Origin of the sequence: Tepidimonas fonticaldi (genome assembly GCF_001675355.1) — a bacterium.
Lineage (GTDB): Bacteria > Pseudomonadota > Gammaproteobacteria > Burkholderiales > Burkholderiaceae_C > Tepidimonas > Tepidimonas fonticaldi.
The window spans coordinates 1-17522 of sequence record NZ_LZDH01000001.1 but is presented as its reverse complement, the minus strand read 5'-3'; the positions used below and the strand labels follow the sequence as shown (position 1 = coordinate 17522).

Below are 17522 nucleotides of genomic sequence, written 5' to 3'. Positions count from 1 at the left end.
TTAGCCGGCCGCCACGCCCCGGGCCGCCTCGGCGTCCAGCTCCAGCTGCATCAGGATCATGTTGACGAGGGTGGCCACCGACGGGCGCCCGGTCTCGATCACGTAGTGCGCCGTCTCGCGGTACAGCGGGTCGCGCACCCCGTGCAGCTCGCGCAGCCGCTGCAGCGGATCGGCCACCTGCAGCAGCGGGCGCGTGCGGTCATGGCGCAGCCGGCGCATCAGCTCCTCCGGCGTGGAGCGCAGGTAGAACACCCGGCCGCGCGCACGCAGCCGCTGCCGGTTGGCCGGCCGCAGCACCGCCCCGCCGCCGGTGGACAGCACGCACGACTCGCCGCGCGTCAGCTCGTCGAGCACCGCCTCCTCCACGTCGCGGAAGGGCTCCTCGCCCTCCCGCTCGAAGAACTCGCGAATGCTGCAGCCGAGCCGCTCCTCGATCACGGCGTCGGAATCGACGAATGGCAGCTGCAACCGCCGCGCCAGCTGCCGGCCGACTGTGGTCTTGCCGGCGCCGGGCAGGCCGATCAAGATGACATGGCCAGCCATTAGGGACAAGAGGCCGGATTGGTGTCCACCACCGTCACCACCGCCGTCCCGATCGACCCATGGCTGTCGATGACCGTCAGCGTGACCGGGGTGTCCGCCTTCACACAGGTCGTGCCCGATACCGTACCCACGAAGGAGCCGGGCGTCTTGATCGAACCATCGGCATTGAACTCCGGCGCCGTGACCGCCGACACCGACACCAGTCCCGGGAAACTGCTGAGAACCGTCGGCGCACCCTTGGCCGCCGTCAAGAAACTGAACCTAACCGACGAACCCGACTGCTCGCCCAAACTCACCGCCGAGGGCGAAACACGGATTTGTGTCGTGGCCGTATTGATCGTGACTTTCGTCTTCACCGTTTTCCCAGAGGCATCGGAAAACACGACGTCGACGTCACCCGTGGCCAGCAGACCGAGAATCTCGAACTCGCTGTCCGATCCCGGAAGCAGCCGGACTTGGATGGCGGCGGGAATACCGCCCGCGATCGAGTACGGTTTTTGCCCTCCGGACAGCACCACCGTCGCAGGGATACCAATCGGTAGGGTCAGGTTGTCCGAAGAAATGCGCAGCTCCGGTGAGCCCACCGTCACCGCCACTTCCAACTCCTTGCCGGCGGCGTCTCGGATACGAACCTTCATGTCGCCGATGGCCACCCCCTGAATGCTCCATTCCTCCGCATTCAGCTGGGTGACGGTCGCGACCAAGGGTGCGCTGCCAGTAATGGTGTAGGGCTTCACCCCACCGCTGACACGGAAGGTGCGCGCCTGTGATGACCCCACCCCAATCGTCAGCGCAGCCGGGGCCGTCGTGTACAGGGGCACACTCGTCCCCACCGTCACGGACACCGTTTTGCTCGTGCCGGCATAGTCCGTGACAATCACGTTGGTAGACGCCCCCGGCGCGATGCCACCAACGACCAGCGAATTGCCATCCATGGCCGCCACGGCCACGGCGGCTTCGGAGGTCACCGCGCGATAGGGCGGCACGCCACCGGTCACGGGAAGCAGTTTGGACTCACCCGGCAAAACGGTGACCGCAGACACCCCACCGACCGAAAGCGCGCCCGTGTTCGGATTCGCACCGGGGGAACCGCCACCACCACCGCAGGCCACGGTCAGCAGACCGGCGATGAGTGCAGCGATCGCCCACAACGGCTTCATAGGCCAACGGATGAACCAGCGTTCCATATTCACAACCTCATTGGAAGGGCGTCGCCGCGCCATCGACGATGTACGGGGTCAGGAAGATCACCATCTCGCGCTTCTGCGTGTCGCGGTTACGGCTCTTGAACAAGTTGCCGACTACCGGCACGTCTCCGAGCACTGGCACCTTGTCGACACCTTGCGACTCCTCATGCTCGAATATGCCCCCGATCATCACGGTACCGCCATTCTCCACCATGACGTCGGTCTGCACTTCACGCACATCCAGCTGCGGCCCGGCGTCGGTGATGCGCAGCAGACGGTTCTTCGCGGCCTTCAGTTTCACCATCACCTGCCCGGAGGGCGTGATCTGCGGCTCCACCTCAAGCTGCAGGTTAGCGTCGATAGTCTCGATGACATCCTCAATCTGACCGTTGGCAGCCTGTCGCCGACGGATGAAGCGGATCTGGTCGCCCTGCTTGATGGTCGCCTTGGTCAGGTCACCCGTGAGCACACGGGGACTGGAAATGATTCGCCCCTGGTTGTCCGACTCCAGTGCCGACAGCTCCAGGTTCAGAAAGCGGTTGGCCGCCGGACTGAAGAGGGAGATCGCGAACCGCGGCACTTCCGCCCCAGACAGGCCGCTGCGCGCCGGCAGGCTGACGAATGTCGTGTTCGCGTTGGTCATCAGGTTGGCAGTCTGCCCGGTGGTCGACGTGATGGCGTCGTAGGAGCCAGCAATGGCGGCGCGCGCAGTCCCCCCGACGCTGTAGCCTGCATCGCCGCCGCGGATCGTGCGCAGGTCAGCCCCACCCAGCCGCACGCCCAGCGAGCGGCTGAAGCCCTCGCGCGCCTCGACGATACGTGCCTGGATCATGACCTGCCGCCTCGGCGTGTCGACCTTAGCCATAAACTGACGCACCGCCTCCAGCCGCGAGGCCACGTCGGTGACGAACACCTGGTTGGTGCGCACATCGGCAATGACCGAGCCGCGCGGTGACAGCAGGCGATTGGTGCTGGCGTTCTCGCCCGATCCGGTGTTGACGCCTTGCCGAAGGGCCTCGGCCGCCTCCTGCGCCTTGGCGAAGTTGAGCCGGAAGGTCTCCGTCTGCAACACCTCGAGAGCCTCGAGCTTCTTGTTGACCTCCCGCCGTGCCACGGCCTCGTCGTCCAGCTCCTTCTTCGGCGCCACGCGAATGACATTCCCCGTCTTGGTCATGCCCAGCTGTTTGGCCTCCAGGATGATGTCCAGCGCCTGGTCCCAGGGCACGTCCTTCAGGCGCAGGGTCAGGTTGCCCTGCACGGTGTCCGTGGTGATGATGTTGAAGTTGGTGAAGTCTGCAATCACCTGCAGCAGCGAGCGCACGTCGATGTTTTGGAAGTTGAGGGACAACTTCTCGCCGCTGTACTTGGGCCCCTGCACGAGCCGGTTGGGGTCGGGCTTGACCGGGCGCACCTCCAGCACGAACTGGTTGTCGCTCTGGTAGGCGCTGTGCTCCCACTCGCCGGTGTTTTCCACCAGCAGGCGCACGCGGTCGCCGGTCTGGGTGGCGGTGACGGTGCGCACCGGGGTGCCAAAGTCGGTCACGTCCAAGCGCCGGCGCAGGCCCTCGGGTAGCGACGTGCGCAAAAACTCCACCACCAGATTGCGCCCTTGCGGCCGAATGTCCACCCCGGTTTGCGGGTTGCCCAATTCCACGATCAGGCGGCCGGCGCTGTCCTCGCCACGGCGAAAGTCGATGTCGCTCAGGGCCGTCGTGCCGCTGACCGCAGGGCCGCTGTCGAAGGTGGTGGCGCCCACCGCAGCCGAGGCGGCCGGCGCGGCAGCGGGCGCGTTTTGCAGGGTGACGAACAGCACGTTGCCCTGGACCTGGGTGTCGTAGGGCACGGCGCGGTTGAGGTTGAGGACCAGGCGCGTGCGGCCACCGGCCTCGATAACGTTGACCGAGCGCAGATTGCCCTGGTTGATCTCGATCAGCCCTTGGCCGGTGGCGTTGGTGGTCGCGGGGAAATCCAGCGCGATGCGCGCGGGCGTCTGGATGGTGAACGCGGCGGGCAGGGCCTTCAGGGGTTCGGTGGTTTCGATGCGAATGACTTCGTTGCCGCTGCTGAAGCCCGCCGAGACGGAGCGGATGGCCCCTTGGGCCTGCGCCCAACCGCTCGCCAGGACAACCGCGGCCGCCAGGGCGAACGACATCCACCGCCGGCCCCGGGGCCGGCGCTGCGGTGCATCACCGGGTGATCGATGTGCGAAGGTCATTTGCCGGTTCCTTCCGGTAGCTGCAAGGTGGCGGTGCGCTCGATCCACTCGCCGGCAGCGTCCTGCACGATCTCGCGCAGCGTGATCTGATTGTCGGAGATGGCGGTCACCCGCCCGTAGTTCTGGCCCAGATAATTGCCCGCCGCCACCTGATAGAGCAAACCATTGACGCGGACCAGCGCCACGCGGCGACCGCCCTTGTCCAGCAGGCCCACCATGGCAATCGCGTCGAGGGGGTAGTCCTCCAGCGGCTCGCGGCGCCGGCGCATCTCGGACTCGATCAAGCGCGACACCGCCCCGCTGGCCGCGTCGCTGCGCAGCACGCGGACCAGCTTTTCCTCGCTGAAGGGGGCCAGGGTATCGCCCCCTTCGTACGCCTGCGGCTGGTAGGCGGTGGGCGGCTGAATGGGGGTCACCTTGGGCTGGGCCGATGCGCGCTGACGCGCCATCCACTGCGCCAGATCCTCGTCGTTGCCGCCGGAGCAGCCCAACAACCCCGCCGACACGGCCACGATGGCGAGACCGCCCCAAACGGATCGCAGGGGATGCGCGCGCGGGGTCATTTCTTGCCTCCCTGGGCCGCTTTGGCCGCCGACTTCTGGGCCAGCACTTCGTCGGGGTCCAGATAGCGGAAGGTCTTGGCGGTGGCCTCCATGGTCAGCAGGTCGTTGCGGTTGGCCACCGGGTTGATCGACACATTGTTGAGCGTCACGATGCGCGACAGATGGGCAATGTCGGAGACGAACATGCCAATGTCGTGGTAGGAGCCGCTCACACGCACGGTGATGGGCAGCTCGGCATAGTAGTCGCGCACCGTCTCCTGCCCGGGGCGAAAGAGCTCGAACTGCAACCCGCGGCCGATGCCGGCCTGGTTGATGTCGGACAGCAGGGCATCCATCTCGGCGCGGTTGGGCAGTTGCTTTTCCAGTTGCGCGACGTATTGCCGCACCTGCTCCAGTTGCGCCTTCAGCGCGTCGAGGGCGACGGCCTTGGCGACCTTTTGCGTGTATTCGGTGCGCAGCTCGCCTTCGCGGCGCTGGGCGGCTTCGAGCGCATCGCGGCGGTCGGACAACCAGACGTACCACAGCGCCACGACGATGAAAACCGCCACCGCCACCAGCAGCAAGGCCCGCGGCAGCGCCGGCCAGCGGGACGGATCGTTGGGGTCCAGCCCGCTGAACTGGCGCTGCAGGGTCTGCTGCAGATCGGCCCAGTCGATGGAGGAGGGTTTGCGTTTGGAGGCCATGGTGTCGTCCGGTTGCGGGGTCAGACCGCCCCGCCCTTGCCAGCGGGGGCCGGCGCCCCGCCGCCCGCCTTGTCCGCCCCCTCGCCCTTGCCCTGCACGACGCGCAGCGCAAAGTTGAAGACCCGGCGCTGCCCGCCCGGGTTGAAGTTCTGGGTGCCGGCCGTGATCTCGATGAGCTGCGGCTGCCGCAGCCAGGGGCTCTGGGTGGACAGGTTGCGCAGCAGCTCGGAGACGCGCTCCTGCGACTGGGCCACCCCGGTGATCGCGATGCCGCTGCCCTCCTGCTTGATCGAGCGCAGGTACACCCCGTCGGGCAGCCGCCGCACCAGCTCGTTGAGCAGGTGAACCGGCAGGTTGCGGTCGGCCTGCAGGCTCTCGACGGCGTCCTGGCGCGCCTTGAGGGCATCCAGCTCGGTTTGCAGGGTGGCGATTTCCTTGATCTGCTGGTCGAGCTTGGCGATTTCGGCCTGCAGCTGCTGGTTGCGCCCCTGCTGGGCGGCGATGCGCGCCTCGAAAACCGTGTACACCACGCCCGCCAGCGCCACCCCGGCAAGCGCCGCCAGCGCCAGATGCACGAAGAATGCCTCGCGCCGCCTCTTGCGCGCCCACTCGCGGTGGGGCAGCAGGTTGATGGCGATCATGGCATGAACCTCCGCAAGGCCAGCCCCGTGGCCACCAGGTAGGACGTCGCCTCCATGGCCAGGCGCGCGGCGGGCAGGTTGGGTGGCAGGGTCATGCCCTCGAAGGGATTGAGCACACTGGTGGCAAAGCCCGTCTGGGTCATGACCGCCTCGGCCACGCCGGGCAGGCTGGCCGCACCGCCGGACAGCAGGATGTGGTCCACCTTGTTGTGCGGCGTGCTGGTGAAAAAGAACTGCAGCGCACGGCCCAGCTCCTGCCCCAGGGTGTCCAGAAACGGCTGCAGCACCGTCTGCGGGTAGTCGGCCGGCAGGCCGTTGCCGGTTTTCTTTTTCTGCTCCGCCTCTTCCAGGGAAATGCCGTACTGGCGCGCAATCACCTGGGTCAGCGCCGCGCCGCCGACCGGCTGGTCGCGCTCGTAGATCATCTCGTCGTTGCGGATGACCTGCAGGCCCGTGGACTGCGAGCCGATCTCGAACAATGCGACGAGCAGGTTGTTGCCCTGGTTGGGCAGCCGCTCGATGGCCCGGCGCGCAGCCAGCCGCGACGCGTAGGACTCGACGTCCATGATCACCGGGTTGAGGCCCGCCGCCTCGGCCAGCCCTTGCCGGTCGGACACCTTCTCCTTGCGGGAGGCGGCCACCAGCACCTCGTTATACCCAGGGGCGGTGGCCGACGGCCCGATGACGCAAAAGTCCAGCGCGACTTCGGACAGCGGGAAGGGAATCAGTTGCGCCGCCTCCGCCTCGACCTGGACTTCCAGCTCGTCCTCCGTCAGGCCGGCGGGCAGGCTGACCTTGCGCGTGATCACCGCCGAGCCGGGCAGGGCCAGCGCGACGTTCTTGGTCTTGGTGCCGGCCTTGCGCACCAGCCGGCGCAGCGCCTCGGCCACCTCGTCGAACTTCTCGATATTGCCCTCTGCGATCCAGCCCTTGTCCAGCGGCTCGATCGCGCAGTGCAGCAAGGCATAGCCGCCATTGCGCCCGCGGCCCAGCTCCACCAGCTTCAGGGTGGTGGAGCTGATGTCGATGCCGAGCAGCGGGGCTGGCTCGCGACTGAACAGTGATCCGAATGCAGTCAAATCCCACCCCCATGGGCCGGACCGGACCGGCCTGCACAATGCCCATTGCGTTCAATCCTAGCAGTAACGCCCCGCATCGCCCAGAGAAATCTCGCGCAGCATCGCACCGCACCGCCCGCGCCCGTTGCCTGGAACCGACATCGGCCGCTTCCTATAATGCGGGCGCCATGCTCCGGCACCCCCGGCCCGCTCCATGTCCCGACCCCCATCCCCACCGCCCGCCCCGCCCAAGCCCGCGCCCCAATCGGGTTGGCGCCGGATGCTGTGGGGGGCGCTGACGGTCGTCTTGGGCACGGGGCTGGCCGCAGCGATGCTGGTCGCCCTTGGCCTGGCGATGGCCTACCCCAACCTGCCCGACGTCAGCGAGCTGACGGACTACCGCCCCAAGCTGCCGCTGCGCGTGTACGCGCGCGACGGCTCGCTGCTGGCCGAGTTTGGCGAGGAGCGGCGCAACCTCGTGCCGTTCGAGGACATCCCGCCGGTGATGATCAACGCGGTGCTGGCCATCGAGGACGCGCGCTTCTTCGAGCACAACGGCATCGACTACCGGGGCCTGCTGCGCGCGGCGCTGGCCAACCTGGGCGAAGCCAAGAGCCAGGGCGCCTCCACCATCACCATGCAGGTGGCGCGCAACGTCTATCTGTCCAGCGAAAAGAGCTACCTGCGCAAGATCTACGAGGTGCTGCTGACCTTCAAGCTCGAGCACCTGCTCACCAAGGAGCAGATCCTCGAGATCTACATGAACCAGATCTTTCTGGGCCACCGCTCGTACGGCTTTGCAGCGGCGGCGCACACGTATTTCGGCAAATCGCTCAAAGATCTGACCATCGCCGAAGCGGCCATGCTGGCCGGCCTGCCCAAGGCGCCGTCGGCGTATAACCCGATCAGCAACCCCAAGCGGGCCCGGGCGCGCCAGCTCTACATCATCGACCGGATGCTGGAAAACGGCTTCATCACCGCCGCCGAGGCCCAGGCTGCGCGCGAGGAGCCACTGCGCCTGCGCCGCTACGACGCCGAGCAGGCCATCCACGCCGAGTACATCGCCGAGATGGTGCGCCAAACCATCGTCGAGCGCTATGGCGAAGACGCCTACACCGCCGGCCTGAAGGTCCACACCACCATCGACCCGGCTCTGCAGCGCGCGGCCTGGCGCGCCGTGCGGCAGGGCGTTCTGGACTTCGAGCGGCGCCAGTTCTACCGTGGGCCGGAGCGCTTCATCGACCTGCCGGCCAACCCCGCCGCCCGCGAGGCGGCCATCGACGATGCGCTGACCGCCGTGCCGGATAACGAGCCGCTGCTGACCGCCGTGGTGCTGTCGGCCGACCCGCGCAAAGTGGTCGTGGTGCGCGGCGACGACACACCGATCGAGATCACCGGCGAGGGGCTGGAGTCGGTGCGCTCGGGCCTGAGCGACAACGCCCCGCCCCACTTGAAGCTGCGCCCCGGGGCCGTGGTGCGCATCGTCAAGGGCGCGCAGGGGTGGTATCTGACCCAGACCCCCGAGGTGGAGGCAGCCTTCGTCGCCGTCGATCCGCGCGACGGTGGCATCCGCGCGCTGGTCGGCGGCTTCGACTTCGAGCGCAACAAGTTCAACCGCGTCACGCAGTCGCAGCGCCAGCCGGGCTCCAGCTTCAAGCCCTTCATCTACTCGGCCGCTCTGGAAAAGGGCATCATGCCGCAGACGGTCGCCAACGACGCGCCGCTGTTCTTCCCGGCCAGCGTGACGGGCGGCAAGCCCTGGGAGCCCAAAAACTACGACGGGCAGTACGAGGGGCCGATGACCATCCGCACGGCGCTGGCCAAGTCCAAGAACATGGTGTCGATCCATGTGCTGCGGGCCGTCGGCACCCAGTCGGCGCAGCAGTGGATCACCCGCTTTGGGCTGGACCCCGCCAAGCATCCGCCCTACCTGACCATGGCGCTGGGTGCGGGGGCCGTGACGCCGCTGGAAATGGCGGCCGGCTACGGCGTGTTCGCCAACGGGGGGCACTACCTGCCGCCGGTACTGATCACCCGCATCACCGACCCCAAAGGCCGGGTGCTGCTGGAGGTGCCGCCGCAGGCCACGGACGAGGCCAACCGCACCCTGCCCGAGCGCAACGCCTTCCTGATGGGGCAGCTTCTCAACGAAATCACGCGCAGCGGCACCGCCGCGCGGGCGCAGGCGACGCTCAAGCGCCCGGATCTGTACGGCAAGACCGGCACCACCAACGACGCGCAGGATGCGTGGTTCGTGGGCTTTCACCCGACGCTGGCCGCGGCGGCTTGGCTGGGCTACGACACGCCGCGCAACCTGGGGCGGCGGGCCACGGGCGGGGCGCTGGCGCTGCCGATCTGGATCGACTTCATGGGCCAGGCCCTGCGCAACACGCCCGTGCACGAGCTCACCCCGCCCTCGGGCGTCGCGTTCGTGAACGGGGACTGGGTGTACGACGAGTATGCCGACGGCAGCTACGTCAAACGCCTGGGCTTTGGCGATGCGGCCAGCCTGCCCGCGGGCGAACCGCCCCCCGACGGCGGGGCCGACCCGCGCGAAAAGCGCAGCATCCTGGACTTGTTCCGGCAGTAAGCCCCCGCCCCCCGGTCACGGGGCGGGGCGGCGGATCACGGTACGAACGTCAGCGGCACGCCCGCCTGCGCCGACGCCTCGCGCGAGAGGTGGGCAAAAAACTCCCCCGCGCCCTTGGTGTCCATCCAGTGCTGGCCGTCGAAGCGGTAGTGGTAGCCGCCGGAGCGCGACGCCATCCAAATCTCGTGCAGGGGCTTTTGCAGATTGATCACGATCTGGCTGCCGTTGCGGAAGGTCAGCGTGATCATGCCGCCCACGCGCTGGTTGTCGATGTCCGCATCGGTGGTTTCGTTCAGGCGGTCGCAGTTGAGCTCCACCGCCTTCAGGGCCGCCTCGGCCCGGTCCAGGTATTCGAGATCGGTCATCACTACAATCGCCCGCATGCAAAGAAGTCGGCGCATTGTAGGACCACGTCTGGCCGCCTGGGCGGCCGTGCTGGCCATGACCCTGTCGGGATGTGGCCAGAAAGGCCCCTTGACGCTGCCCTCCGCCCCCCAGCCCCCCGCCGCCACGACCGATGCCCCGCGCTGAACCGCCCCCCCCCTACCTGCCCGGCGCCCCCCATTTTGCTTACTGCGACGGCGAGCTGTGGGTCGAAGGGCTGCGCGTCGCCGATCTGGCGCGCGAGCACGGCACGCCGCTGTTCGTGTACTCGGTGGCGGCCATGCGCGCGGCGGTGGCGGCCTACCAGCGCGGGCTGCAGGGGCGCGACGCGCTCATCTGCTACGCGATGAAGGCCAACTCCACGCTCGCGATCCTGGAGGTGTTCGCGCGGGCCGGCTGCGGCTTCGACATCGTCTCCGGCGGCGAGCTGGAGCGCGCCCTGCGCGCCGGGGCGGCGCCCGAGCGCATCGTCTTTTCGGGCGTGGGCAAGACCCGCGCCGAAATGCGCCGCGCGCTGCAGGTCGGCATCGGCTGCTTCAACGTCGAAAGCCGCGCCGAGCTGGACGTGCTGGACGCCGTGGCGCGCGAGCTGGGCGTGCGCGCGCCGGTCAGCCTGCGCGTCAACCCCGACGTGGACGCGCAGACCCACCCCTACATCTCCACCGGGCTCAAGGGCAACAAATTCGGCATTGCGCACGACGAGGCGCTGGACGCCTACCGCCACGCCGCCAGTCTGAGCGGCCTGTCGGTGGTGGGCATCGACTGCCACATCGGCTCGCAGATCACCAGCATCGGCCCCTATCTGGATGCGCTGGACCGCGTGCTCGACCTGGTCGAGGCGATCGAGGCCGCGGGCATCCCCCTGCACCACCTGGACCTGGGTGGCGGCCTCGGCATCGAATACCACGGCGAGCAGCCCCCCGCCGCGGATGCGCTGTGGCAGGCGATGCTGGCGCGCCTGGACGCGCGCGGCCATGGCCGGCGCCGCCTGCTGCTGGAGCCGGGCCGCTCGCTGGTCGGCAACGCCGGCATCTGCGTGACCCAGGTGCTCTACACCAAGCCCGGCGCGGCCAAAAACTTTTTGATCGTCGACGCGGCGATGAACGACCTGCCGCGTCCGGCGATGTACGAGGCCTGGCACGCCATCGCCCCCGTGCGGCCGCGCGCGGACGTGCCCGCGCGGACGTGGGACGTGGTCGGTCCGGTGTGCGAAAGCGGCGACTGGCTCGGGCGCGACCGGGAGCTGGCCGCGCAGCCGGGCGACCTACTCGCCGTCGGCTCGGCCGGCGCCTACTGCATGAGCATGGCCAGCCACTACAACACGCGCGGCAAGGCAGCCGAGGTGCTGGTCAGCGGCGCGCGCGCGCAGCTCATCCGCGCGCGCGAGACGGTGGCCGACCTGTGGCGGCAGGAGCGCGCGCTCGCGCTCGACTGACCGCGGCGCGCAGCCGCCAGCCCAGCAGCAGCGCCAGCAGCGCGGCGTACACCGCCACCTCGCCCCAGAGGCGCTTGCCGCTGCGCATCCAGAACCAGTGCAGCAGCGCCAGCAGCGCCACCGCGTACACCAGCCGGTGCAGCGCGCGCCAGCGCCGCGCGCCCAGGCGCCGAATCGCGGCGTCGAACGAGGTCGCCGCCAGCGGCACCAGGAGCAGCACCGCCACCGCACCGACCAGGATGAACGGCCGTTGCGCCACGTCGCGCGCGATCGCGGCGAGGTCGCCGCCCTGATCCAGCCACGCGTACGCCAGCAGGTGCAGCAGCGCGTAGCCGAACGCCCACAGGCCCAGGCCGCGGCGCCAGCCGGCCAGCGCCTGCCAGCCAGTCAGCTGCCGCAGCGGCGTGACGAGCAGCGTCAGCCACAGCAGCCGCAGCGCCCACAGGCCCAGGCCCCGGATCAGCGCCTCGGCCGGGTTGGCGCCAAGGCGGTCGGCCAGCGCCAGCGCCCACAGCCACGCCGCCGGGGCCGCGAGCAGCAGCAGCGCCCAGGGCTTGGCCGCGCGCAGCCAGCGGTCCACGTCAGTAAAAGCGCCGCAGGTCCATACCGGCGTACAGCCCCGCCACCTGCTCGGCGTAGCCGTTGAACGGCTGCGTCTTGACGCGCGGGGCGAACAGCCCGCCCTGCCCCAGCCGCCGCTCGGTGGCCTGGCTCCAGCGCGGATGCGGCACATCCGGGTTGACGTTGGCGTAAAAGCCGTACTCGTGCGGCGCCGCCACGCTCCAGGCGGTGGCCGGCTGGCGCTCGACGAAGCGGATGCGCACGATCGATTTGGCGCTCTTGAAGCCGTACTTCCAGGGTACCACCACGCGCAGCGGCGCGCCGTTCTGCGGCGGCAGCAGCTCGCCGTACAGGCCGAAGGCCAGCAGCGTCAGCGGATGGCGCGCCTCGTCCATCCGCAGCCCCTCCACGTACGGCCACAGCAGCACGCTGGAGCGCAGGCCGGGCATCGTCTCCCGGTCGGCCAGGGTGTGGAACTCGACGAACTTGGCGCTGCCCAGCGGCCGCGCGTGCTCGATCAGCGCCGACAGCGAATAGCCGATCCATGGGATCACCATCGACCAGCCCTCCACGCAGCGCAGGCGGTAGACGCGCTCCTCCATCGGGGCGAGCTTGAGCAGGTCGTCCAGATCCAGCGTGAGCGGCCGCGCCACCAGCCCGTCCACCTGCACCGTCCACGGCCGCAGCCGCATGCGGTGCGCCAGGCGAGCGGGGTCTTCCTTGTCGGTGCCGAACTCGTAGAAGTTGTTGTAGCCGGTGACCAACTCGTAGGGCGTGGGCGCCTCGGGCGTGTGGGCACCGGCGACGGTGCTTGGCCGGGCGGCCAAAGGCGGGCGCTGCCCGGCCCGGCCAGCCGGGGCGGACGCCGTCCCCCAAGCGGCCGGCGCGAGCGCCACCCCCGCCGCCCCCGCCGTCACCCAGCCCGCGCGCTGCAGCCACGCGCGGCGGTTTTCCACGATCGCCCGTGGCGTGATCTCGCTGGGCCGCGGCTGCATCGGGACCACCCCTGCCGGATCAAAGCGCGCCGTAGCTGTGCAACCCGCTCAGGAACATGTTGACGCCCAGGAACGCAAACGTCGTGATGCCCAGCCCCACCAGCGCCCACCACGCCGCCACCGTGCCGCGCAGCCCCTTCATCAGGCGCATGTGCAGCCAGGCGGCGTAGTTCAGCCAGACGATCAGCGCCCAGGTCTCCTTCGGGTCCCAGCTCCAGTAACCGCCCCAGGCCTCCGCCGCCCACAGCGCGCCCAGCACGGTGGCGATGGTGAAGAAGGCAAAACCCACCGCGATCGCCTTGTACATCACATCGTCGAGCACCTGCAGGCTCGGCAGCCGCTCGGCGATGCGCCGCCGCGCCGCCAAAATCCCGCCGACGATCAGTGCCGACACGCCGAAGTAGACGAACCAGTAGCTGCCGCCTTTGGCCGCGGCATCCTGCCGGAACACCAGCGGCTCGAAGCACAACACGATGCCCAGCAGCCACAGCGGGGCGAGCTTGACCCAGCTCGTCTCGCCGGCGCTCTGTTTGATCAAGTAGGCAAACGCCAGCATCGCCGCAATCGCAAACGTGCCGTAGCCGATGAAGTTGGCCGGTACATGCAGCTTCATCCACCAGCTCTGCAGGGCAGGCACCAGCGGCTGAATTTGGTGCGCCTCGCGCACCACCGTGTACCACAGCAAAAAGCCCACCGCGGCGCTGACGATCAGCATCGCGAACGCCCCCATGCTGCGCGTCTGGTAGCGGTCCTCGTAGTACAGGTAGTACGTCGCCGTCAGCCAGGCGAACAGCACGAACACCTCGTACAGGTTGCTGACCGGGATGTGACCGATGCCGGGGCCGATCTGGTGGCTTTCGTACCAGCGCACCATCGTGCCGACCAGCGCCAGCGTCACCGCCACCCAGGCGATGCGCGAGCCGAGCCGCTCGGCCGTCTCGCCCCCGCGCGGCGCCAGCAGCCCGATCCAGTAGAACACCGTGCTCATGAAGAACAGCACGCTCATCCACAGGATGGCCGACTGGCTGGACAGGAAATACTTCAGCAGGAACACCTGATCGGCGCGCGCCAGATCGGCACGGCCATCCACCTGATAGAGCCCGATGGCCAGCAGCGCCAGCGCCGCCACCACCACGGTCAATGGCTGCACCGGGCGCCAAAACCACGCCAGCGCCACCAGGCTGGGCACCGCGCCGACCAGAATGGCCTTTTCGTAGCCATCCATCGCGTGGCCCCACTGCCACAGCGCCACCGCGGCACCGGCCACGGCCAGCAGCGCATACAGCCAGTCCCACACCGTGCGGCGGGCCAGCCAGCCGCGCGCGCCGCTGTCCGACGCGCTGTGCTTGTCGAGCTTGAGGTCGATGGTTTGGGAAGCGGACGTCATGTCGAACCCTTGGACGCGGGGGGATGCAGCAGGCCACGCAGGCCGTCGAACTCGCGGTCGTTGTCGAGCAGCTTGCGGTTGCTCGACAGCGCCATGGTCGCGCGGGCGCCGTCGCCAGACGGAGCCAGCCACACCCACAGGCGCCGCTCGCGCACGTAGAGCATGGCAAAAACCCCGATGATCAGCAACAGACACCCCAAGTACACAATGGTCTTGCCCGGCGCGCGCGCGACCTGGAAGACGCTGGCCTGCACATGCTCGAAGTCCTTGAGCTGGAAGGTTAGCGGCGCGGGGTAGAAGAAGGCGTCGGACAGGCTCAACACCGCCTGCGTCATGAAGGCCGCGGTGGCGTCGCCGCGCTGCGCCGGCGGCAGGCCGGCCTGCTGGCGGCTGAGCTGATACAGCTCGAACAACGTGCCGTTCAGGATGCGCAGCAGCACCTCGCCGGCGCGCTCGCGCTCGGCCTCGGGAACGTTGACCTCCATGAAGGCCGACAGCGCCTGCAGCCCCCCCAGACGGGGCACGCCGTTGTGGGGCAGGCGTTCGATCTCCGGGTCCTCACCGGCGAACAGGTCGATCGCGCGCTGGGCCGACCCGGCGAGCGCCTGCACCACGGCAGGCGGCTGGTCGGGCGCCGCCAGCGCCACGTAACGCCGCACCGCCATCTGCCGCATCGCCGGGTCGGCCAGCGCCGCGCGCAGCCGCGCAAAGCCGTCCAGGCCGTCGTTTTCGTCCACCGGCACGCGCAGGTAGCGGAACGGCTCCTGCGGCGTGTCGCGCACGCCCAGCAGGATCACGCGCTGGCCGTCCAGGTCGATCGGCAGCATGTAGTTGTGGAACTCGCGCGCCTGGCCCGCTTCGTCGCGCAGCTTGTAGGTGATGCTGGGGCCGACGTTGCGCAGCACGCGCTCGGTCACGGTCTTGTGGCCGGAACCCAGGCGCGACTCGATCGCCTGGCGCAGATCGACCTTGCGCACATCCACGCCGGCGGCGGCCGTGCCGCCAAAGTTCTCGACGTTGATGACGCGCAGGCCCGTGAACTCCAGCCGCAGCCGCTCGTCGCCATTGGTCAGCGCGGTCGCTTCGCCGATGCGGCCCTGCACCTCGAACGGCTTGACGCTCGCACCCATGGGCACCGCGCGCAGTTTGACCAGCGAACCGCCGTCGTCGAAGCTGGACTGGTAGATCTGGATGCCCCGGTGCTCCACCGGGTGGTTGACCTCCACCCGCGCCGGGCGCGCCTCGCCCGTGTAGCGGTCGTGGATGACGATCTCGCTGGCAAACAGCCGCGGCATGCCGGTGTCGTAGTACTCGACGATGAACTTTTTCAGCTCCACGTCGAACGGCAGCTCCTGCAGGATCACGCCCTCGGGCTGGGGCAGCACCGCGACACCAGCGCGCGTGCCCTCGGTGACCAGCAGGTTGCCGCGAAAGGTCGGGTTGGCGTCGCTCAGGCGGTGCTTGGCGGGCACGTCGGCGATCAGCCCGCCGCCCTGGAAGGCCTCCTTGCCGCCAAACCAAAGCTGCGCCCGCACCATCAAATCCCCGTCGAACAGGCCGCCGATGCAAATGATGACGATGGCCGCGTGCGCCGCCAGGTAGCCGATCTTGTTGGCCGCCCCCGCCTTGGCGGCCACCATCCAGCCGGTGCCGCTGGGGGTTTCGCGCGACTGCAGGCGCACCTTCCAGCCGCGCGCCAGCAGCCCCTGGCCAATGCGCTCGGCGGCCGCGCGCGGGGCCTCGGCCAAGGTCGCATCCGCCTTGTGGTGGAAGGCCTGCAGGCTTTGCTCGCGCACATGCTCTTTGTACTGGCGCAGGTCGGTCAGGATCTTGGGCGTGTTGCGCACGATGCACAGCGTCGTGCTCACCACCAAAAACGCCAGGATCAGCAAAAACCACCAGGCGCTGTAGACGGAGTACAGGTCCAGCGCCCCGAACACCTCGGACCAAAACGGCCCGAACTGGTTGACGTAGTTGTTGATCGGCTCGTGCTGCTTGAGCACGGTGCCCACGACCGACGCGATGCTGATGACCGTCAGCAGCGCGATGGCAAAACGCATCGACGACAGCAGCTCGACCGCCGACGCGACGCGGCGGGATTGGAGTCGCAGCTCGATACCGGCGGTGGAAGCACTCATGCGGACGCGGGGCACAAAAAAGGCAGGCCGGGTGGGGGCCTGCCTCGACTGAGAGTTGGGGTCACGCGGAAGGTTCCACGCGGGGGCCGGCTGCCGGGTCGAATATTATCGAACGCTGATATTCTCCGGCAGCGGGCGGGGCTTTTGGACGGAACGGGGCCACGGCCGACCCGCCGATCAACGCAAACCGGCGATGTAATCGGCCAGGGCCTTGATTTCGTTGTCCGTCAGGTAGCGCGCGATCTCGTGCATCTGCTTGTTGTTGGCGCGCTCGTTGGAGCGGAACGCCTTGAGCTGGGTGGCCGTGTACTCGGCATGCTGGCCGCTCAGGCGCGGATACTCGGCCGGGATGCCGCTGCCGCTGGGGCCGTGGCAGCCGGCACAGGCCGGGATGCGGCGGTCGGTGATGCCCCCGCGGTAGATGCGCTCGCCCAGGCGCACCAGCTCGGCGCTGGTGGAGAACCCGGTCGCACCCTTCTGGCTGGCCAGCCAGTAAGCGATGTCGCGCATGTCGTCATCGGACAACTGGCTGGCAAAGCCCACCATCACCGCATTGGCCCGCTTGCCCGACTTGTACTCGCGCAGCTGCTTCATCAGGTATTCCGGGTGCTGCTGCGCCAGCTTGGGGTTGGCCGCGGTCGTCGAGTTGCCATCCGCCGCGTGGCAGGCCACGCACACCTGCCCAAACAGCGTCGCGCCGCGCTTGAGGTCGGGCTGGGCGGTCTGTGCTTGGGCGGACCAGGACAGGGTGGCGGCGAGGGCGGCACCAATGAGCGTGACGATGGGTTTCATGGTGTGGTCGCTGTGTGGGCGCGTGAAAGTGCGGGCCGGGGCCGGCCCCGACGCATCGGAATAACCGCCAGATTCTACAATGGCCCCGAAACCGCCCTGTATGACGACGCCCACCCCCCCCCCCCCCCCCCCCCCCCCCCCACCCCCCCACCCCCCCGCCCCGCCCCCCCCCGCCCCCCCCCCCACCCACGCGCCCCACCCCCCCCCCCCCCCCCCCCCCGCCCCCCCCCCGCCCCGCCCCGCCCCGCGCCCCCCCCCCCGCCCCCCCACCCCCCACCCCCCCCCCCCCCCCCCCCGCCCCCCCACCCCCCCCACCCACCCGCACCGCCGCGCGCCCGCACCAGCGCTGC

16 protein-coding genes are annotated in these 17522 nt (G+C 69.0%); 3 read left to right on the top strand and 13 right to left on the bottom strand.

Annotation, left to right across the window (positions count from 1 at the left end; all coding sequences use genetic code 11):
* The 7 genes from A9O67_RS00075 to A9O67_RS00045 are packed head-to-tail and all read right to left on the bottom strand — an operon-like array spanning position 1 to position 6911.
* Positions 1-543, bottom strand: a complete 543-nt coding sequence (locus A9O67_RS00075; protein WP_068606147.1) for a shikimate kinase — start codon at positions 541-543, stop codon at positions 1-3.
* Positions 543-1730 carry a hypothetical protein gene (locus A9O67_RS00070; protein ID WP_144326891.1) on the bottom strand — a complete coding sequence of 396 codons (1188 nt, stop codon included), beginning with the start codon at positions 1728-1730 and terminating at the stop codon, positions 543-545. The genes A9O67_RS00075 and A9O67_RS00070 overlap by 1 nt, the downstream gene beginning before the upstream one ends.
* Positions 1731-1740: 10 nt before the next feature.
* Positions 1741-3882: a type IV pilus secretin family protein gene (pilQ, locus tag A9O67_RS00065; RefSeq protein WP_068606143.1), complete on the bottom strand. Its 2142-nt coding sequence runs from the start codon at positions 3880-3882 to the stop codon at positions 1741-1743.
* A gap of 59 nt (positions 3883-3941) precedes the next feature.
* Positions 3942-4508, bottom strand: coding sequence for a pilus assembly protein PilP (locus A9O67_RS00060; protein WP_082955233.1), 567 nt, complete (start codon positions 4506-4508; stop codon positions 3942-3944).
* A complete protein-coding gene (locus A9O67_RS00055) occupies positions 4505-5191 on the bottom strand; it encodes a type IV pilus inner membrane component PilO (RefSeq protein WP_068606142.1) in 687 nt (228 codons plus the stop codon). The genes A9O67_RS00060 and A9O67_RS00055 overlap by 4 nt, the downstream gene beginning before the upstream one ends.
* Positions 5192-5211: 20 nt before the next feature.
* A complete protein-coding gene (locus A9O67_RS00050; protein WP_068606140.1) occupies positions 5212-5832 on the bottom strand; it encodes a PilN domain-containing protein in 621 nt (206 codons plus the stop codon).
* Positions 5829-6911, bottom strand: a complete 1083-nt coding sequence (locus A9O67_RS00045) for a pilus assembly protein PilM (RefSeq protein ID WP_068606138.1) — start codon at positions 6909-6911, stop codon at positions 5829-5831. Before A9O67_RS00045 ends, A9O67_RS00050 begins: the two co-directional genes overlap by 4 nt.
* A 193-nt stretch (positions 6912-7104) precedes the next feature.
* Here A9O67_RS00045 and A9O67_RS00040 point away from each other — a divergent pair, with 193 nt between their 5' ends.
* On the top strand, positions 7105-9480 hold the full coding sequence (locus A9O67_RS00040; protein ID WP_082955232.1) for a penicillin-binding protein 1A: 2376 nt from the start codon (positions 7105-7107) through the stop codon (positions 9478-9480).
* A 35-nt stretch (positions 9481-9515) separates the two neighbouring features.
* Here the strand turns inward: A9O67_RS00040 and cyaY are convergent, their stop codons facing one another.
* A complete protein-coding gene (gene cyaY, locus A9O67_RS00035) occupies positions 9516-9845 on the bottom strand; it encodes an iron donor protein CyaY (RefSeq protein WP_068606134.1) in 330 nt (109 codons plus the stop codon).
* On the opposite strand from cyaY, the gene lptM reads away from it, so the two are divergent.
* Together lptM and lysA are read left to right on the top strand one after the other, a co-directional pair.
* The gene (gene lptM / locus A9O67_RS13975) at positions 9727-10011 is read left to right on the top strand and encodes an LPS translocon maturation chaperone LptM (RefSeq protein WP_331711341.1); all 285 of its coding nucleotides are present in this window, start codon (positions 9727-9729) and stop codon (positions 10009-10011) included. The two genes, cyaY and lptM, sit on opposite strands and share 119 nt — an antisense overlap.
* Positions 9998-11299, top strand: a complete 1302-nt coding sequence (gene lysA, locus A9O67_RS00030) for a diaminopimelate decarboxylase (protein ID WP_068606132.1) — start codon at positions 9998-10000, stop codon at positions 11297-11299. Before lptM ends, lysA begins: the two co-directional genes overlap by 14 nt.
* Here lysA and A9O67_RS00025 read toward each other — a convergent pair.
* From A9O67_RS00025 to A9O67_RS00005, 5 genes are all read right to left on the bottom strand, one after another.
* Positions 11235-11879, bottom strand: coding sequence for a protein-methionine-sulfoxide reductase heme-binding subunit MsrQ (locus A9O67_RS00025; protein WP_068606130.1), 645 nt, complete (start codon positions 11877-11879; stop codon positions 11235-11237). The two genes, lysA and A9O67_RS00025, sit on opposite strands and share 65 nt — an antisense overlap.
* A gap of 1 nt (position 11880) precedes the next feature.
* Entirely contained in the window at positions 11881-12855 is a 975-nt protein-coding gene (gene msrP, locus A9O67_RS00020; RefSeq protein ID WP_068606128.1) for a protein-methionine-sulfoxide reductase catalytic subunit MsrP, read from the bottom strand.
* 19 nt (positions 12856-12874) lie between these two features.
* Positions 12875-14242, bottom strand: a complete 1368-nt coding sequence (gene ccsB, locus A9O67_RS00015; protein WP_068606126.1) for a c-type cytochrome biogenesis protein CcsB — start codon at positions 14240-14242, stop codon at positions 12875-12877.
* The gene (locus A9O67_RS00010; RefSeq protein ID WP_068606124.1) at positions 14239-16380 is read right to left on the bottom strand and encodes a cytochrome c biogenesis protein ResB; all 2142 of its coding nucleotides are present in this window, start codon (positions 16378-16380) and stop codon (positions 14239-14241) included. Before A9O67_RS00010 ends, ccsB begins: the two co-directional genes overlap by 4 nt.
* 177 nt (positions 16381-16557) lie before the next feature.
* Positions 16558-17172 carry a c-type cytochrome gene (locus tag A9O67_RS00005; protein WP_068606122.1) on the bottom strand — a complete coding sequence of 205 codons (615 nt, stop codon included), beginning with the start codon at positions 17170-17172 and terminating at the stop codon, positions 16558-16560.
* Positions 17173-17522: the final 350 nt, after the last annotated feature.

Excerpts from the sequence above, each read along its gene's own strand:
- A9O67_RS00075 (WP_068606147.1), bottom strand. The coding sequence starts at position 543 with ATGGCTGGCCATGTCATCTTGATCGGCCTGCCCGGCGCCGGCAAGACC.
- A9O67_RS00070 (WP_144326891.1), bottom strand. The coding sequence starts at position 1,730 with ATGGAACGCTGGTTCATCCGTTGGCCTATGAAGCCGTTGTGGGCGATC.
- pilQ (WP_068606143.1), bottom strand. The coding sequence starts at position 3,882 with ATGTCGTTCGCCCTGGCGGCCGCGGTTGTCCTGGCGAGCGGTTGGGCG.
- A9O67_RS00060 (WP_082955233.1), bottom strand. The coding sequence starts at position 4,508 with ATGACCCCGCGCGCGCATCCCCTGCGATCCGTTTGGGGCGGTCTCGCC.
- A9O67_RS00055 (WP_068606142.1), bottom strand. The coding sequence starts at position 5,191 with ATGGCCTCCAAACGCAAACCCTCCTCCATCGACTGGGCCGATCTGCAG.
- A9O67_RS00050 (WP_068606140.1), bottom strand. The coding sequence starts at position 5,832 with ATGATCGCCATCAACCTGCTGCCCCACCGCGAGTGGGCGCGCAAGAGG.
- A9O67_RS00040 (WP_082955232.1), top strand. The coding sequence starts at position 7,105 with ATGTCCCGACCCCCATCCCCACCGCCCGCCCCGCCCAAGCCCGCGCCC.
- lptM (WP_331711341.1), top strand. The coding sequence starts at position 9,727 with ATGCCGCCCACGCGCTGGTTGTCGATGTCCGCATCGGTGGTTTCGTTC.
- cyaY (WP_068606134.1), bottom strand. The coding sequence starts at position 9,845 with ATGACCGATCTCGAATACCTGGACCGGGCCGAGGCGGCCCTGAAGGCG.
- lysA (WP_068606132.1), top strand. The coding sequence starts at position 9,998 with ATGCCCCGCGCTGAACCGCCCCCCCCCTACCTGCCCGGCGCCCCCCAT.
- msrP (WP_068606128.1), bottom strand. The coding sequence starts at position 12,855 with ATGCAGCCGCGGCCCAGCGAGATCACGCCACGGGCGATCGTGGAAAAC.
- ccsB (WP_068606126.1), bottom strand. The coding sequence starts at position 14,242 with ATGACGTCCGCTTCCCAAACCATCGACCTCAAGCTCGACAAGCACAGC.
- A9O67_RS00010 (WP_068606124.1), bottom strand. The coding sequence starts at position 16,380 with ATGAGTGCTTCCACCGCCGGTATCGAGCTGCGACTCCAATCCCGCCGC.
- A9O67_RS00005 (WP_068606122.1), bottom strand. The coding sequence starts at position 17,172 with ATGAAACCCATCGTCACGCTCATTGGTGCCGCCCTCGCCGCCACCCTG.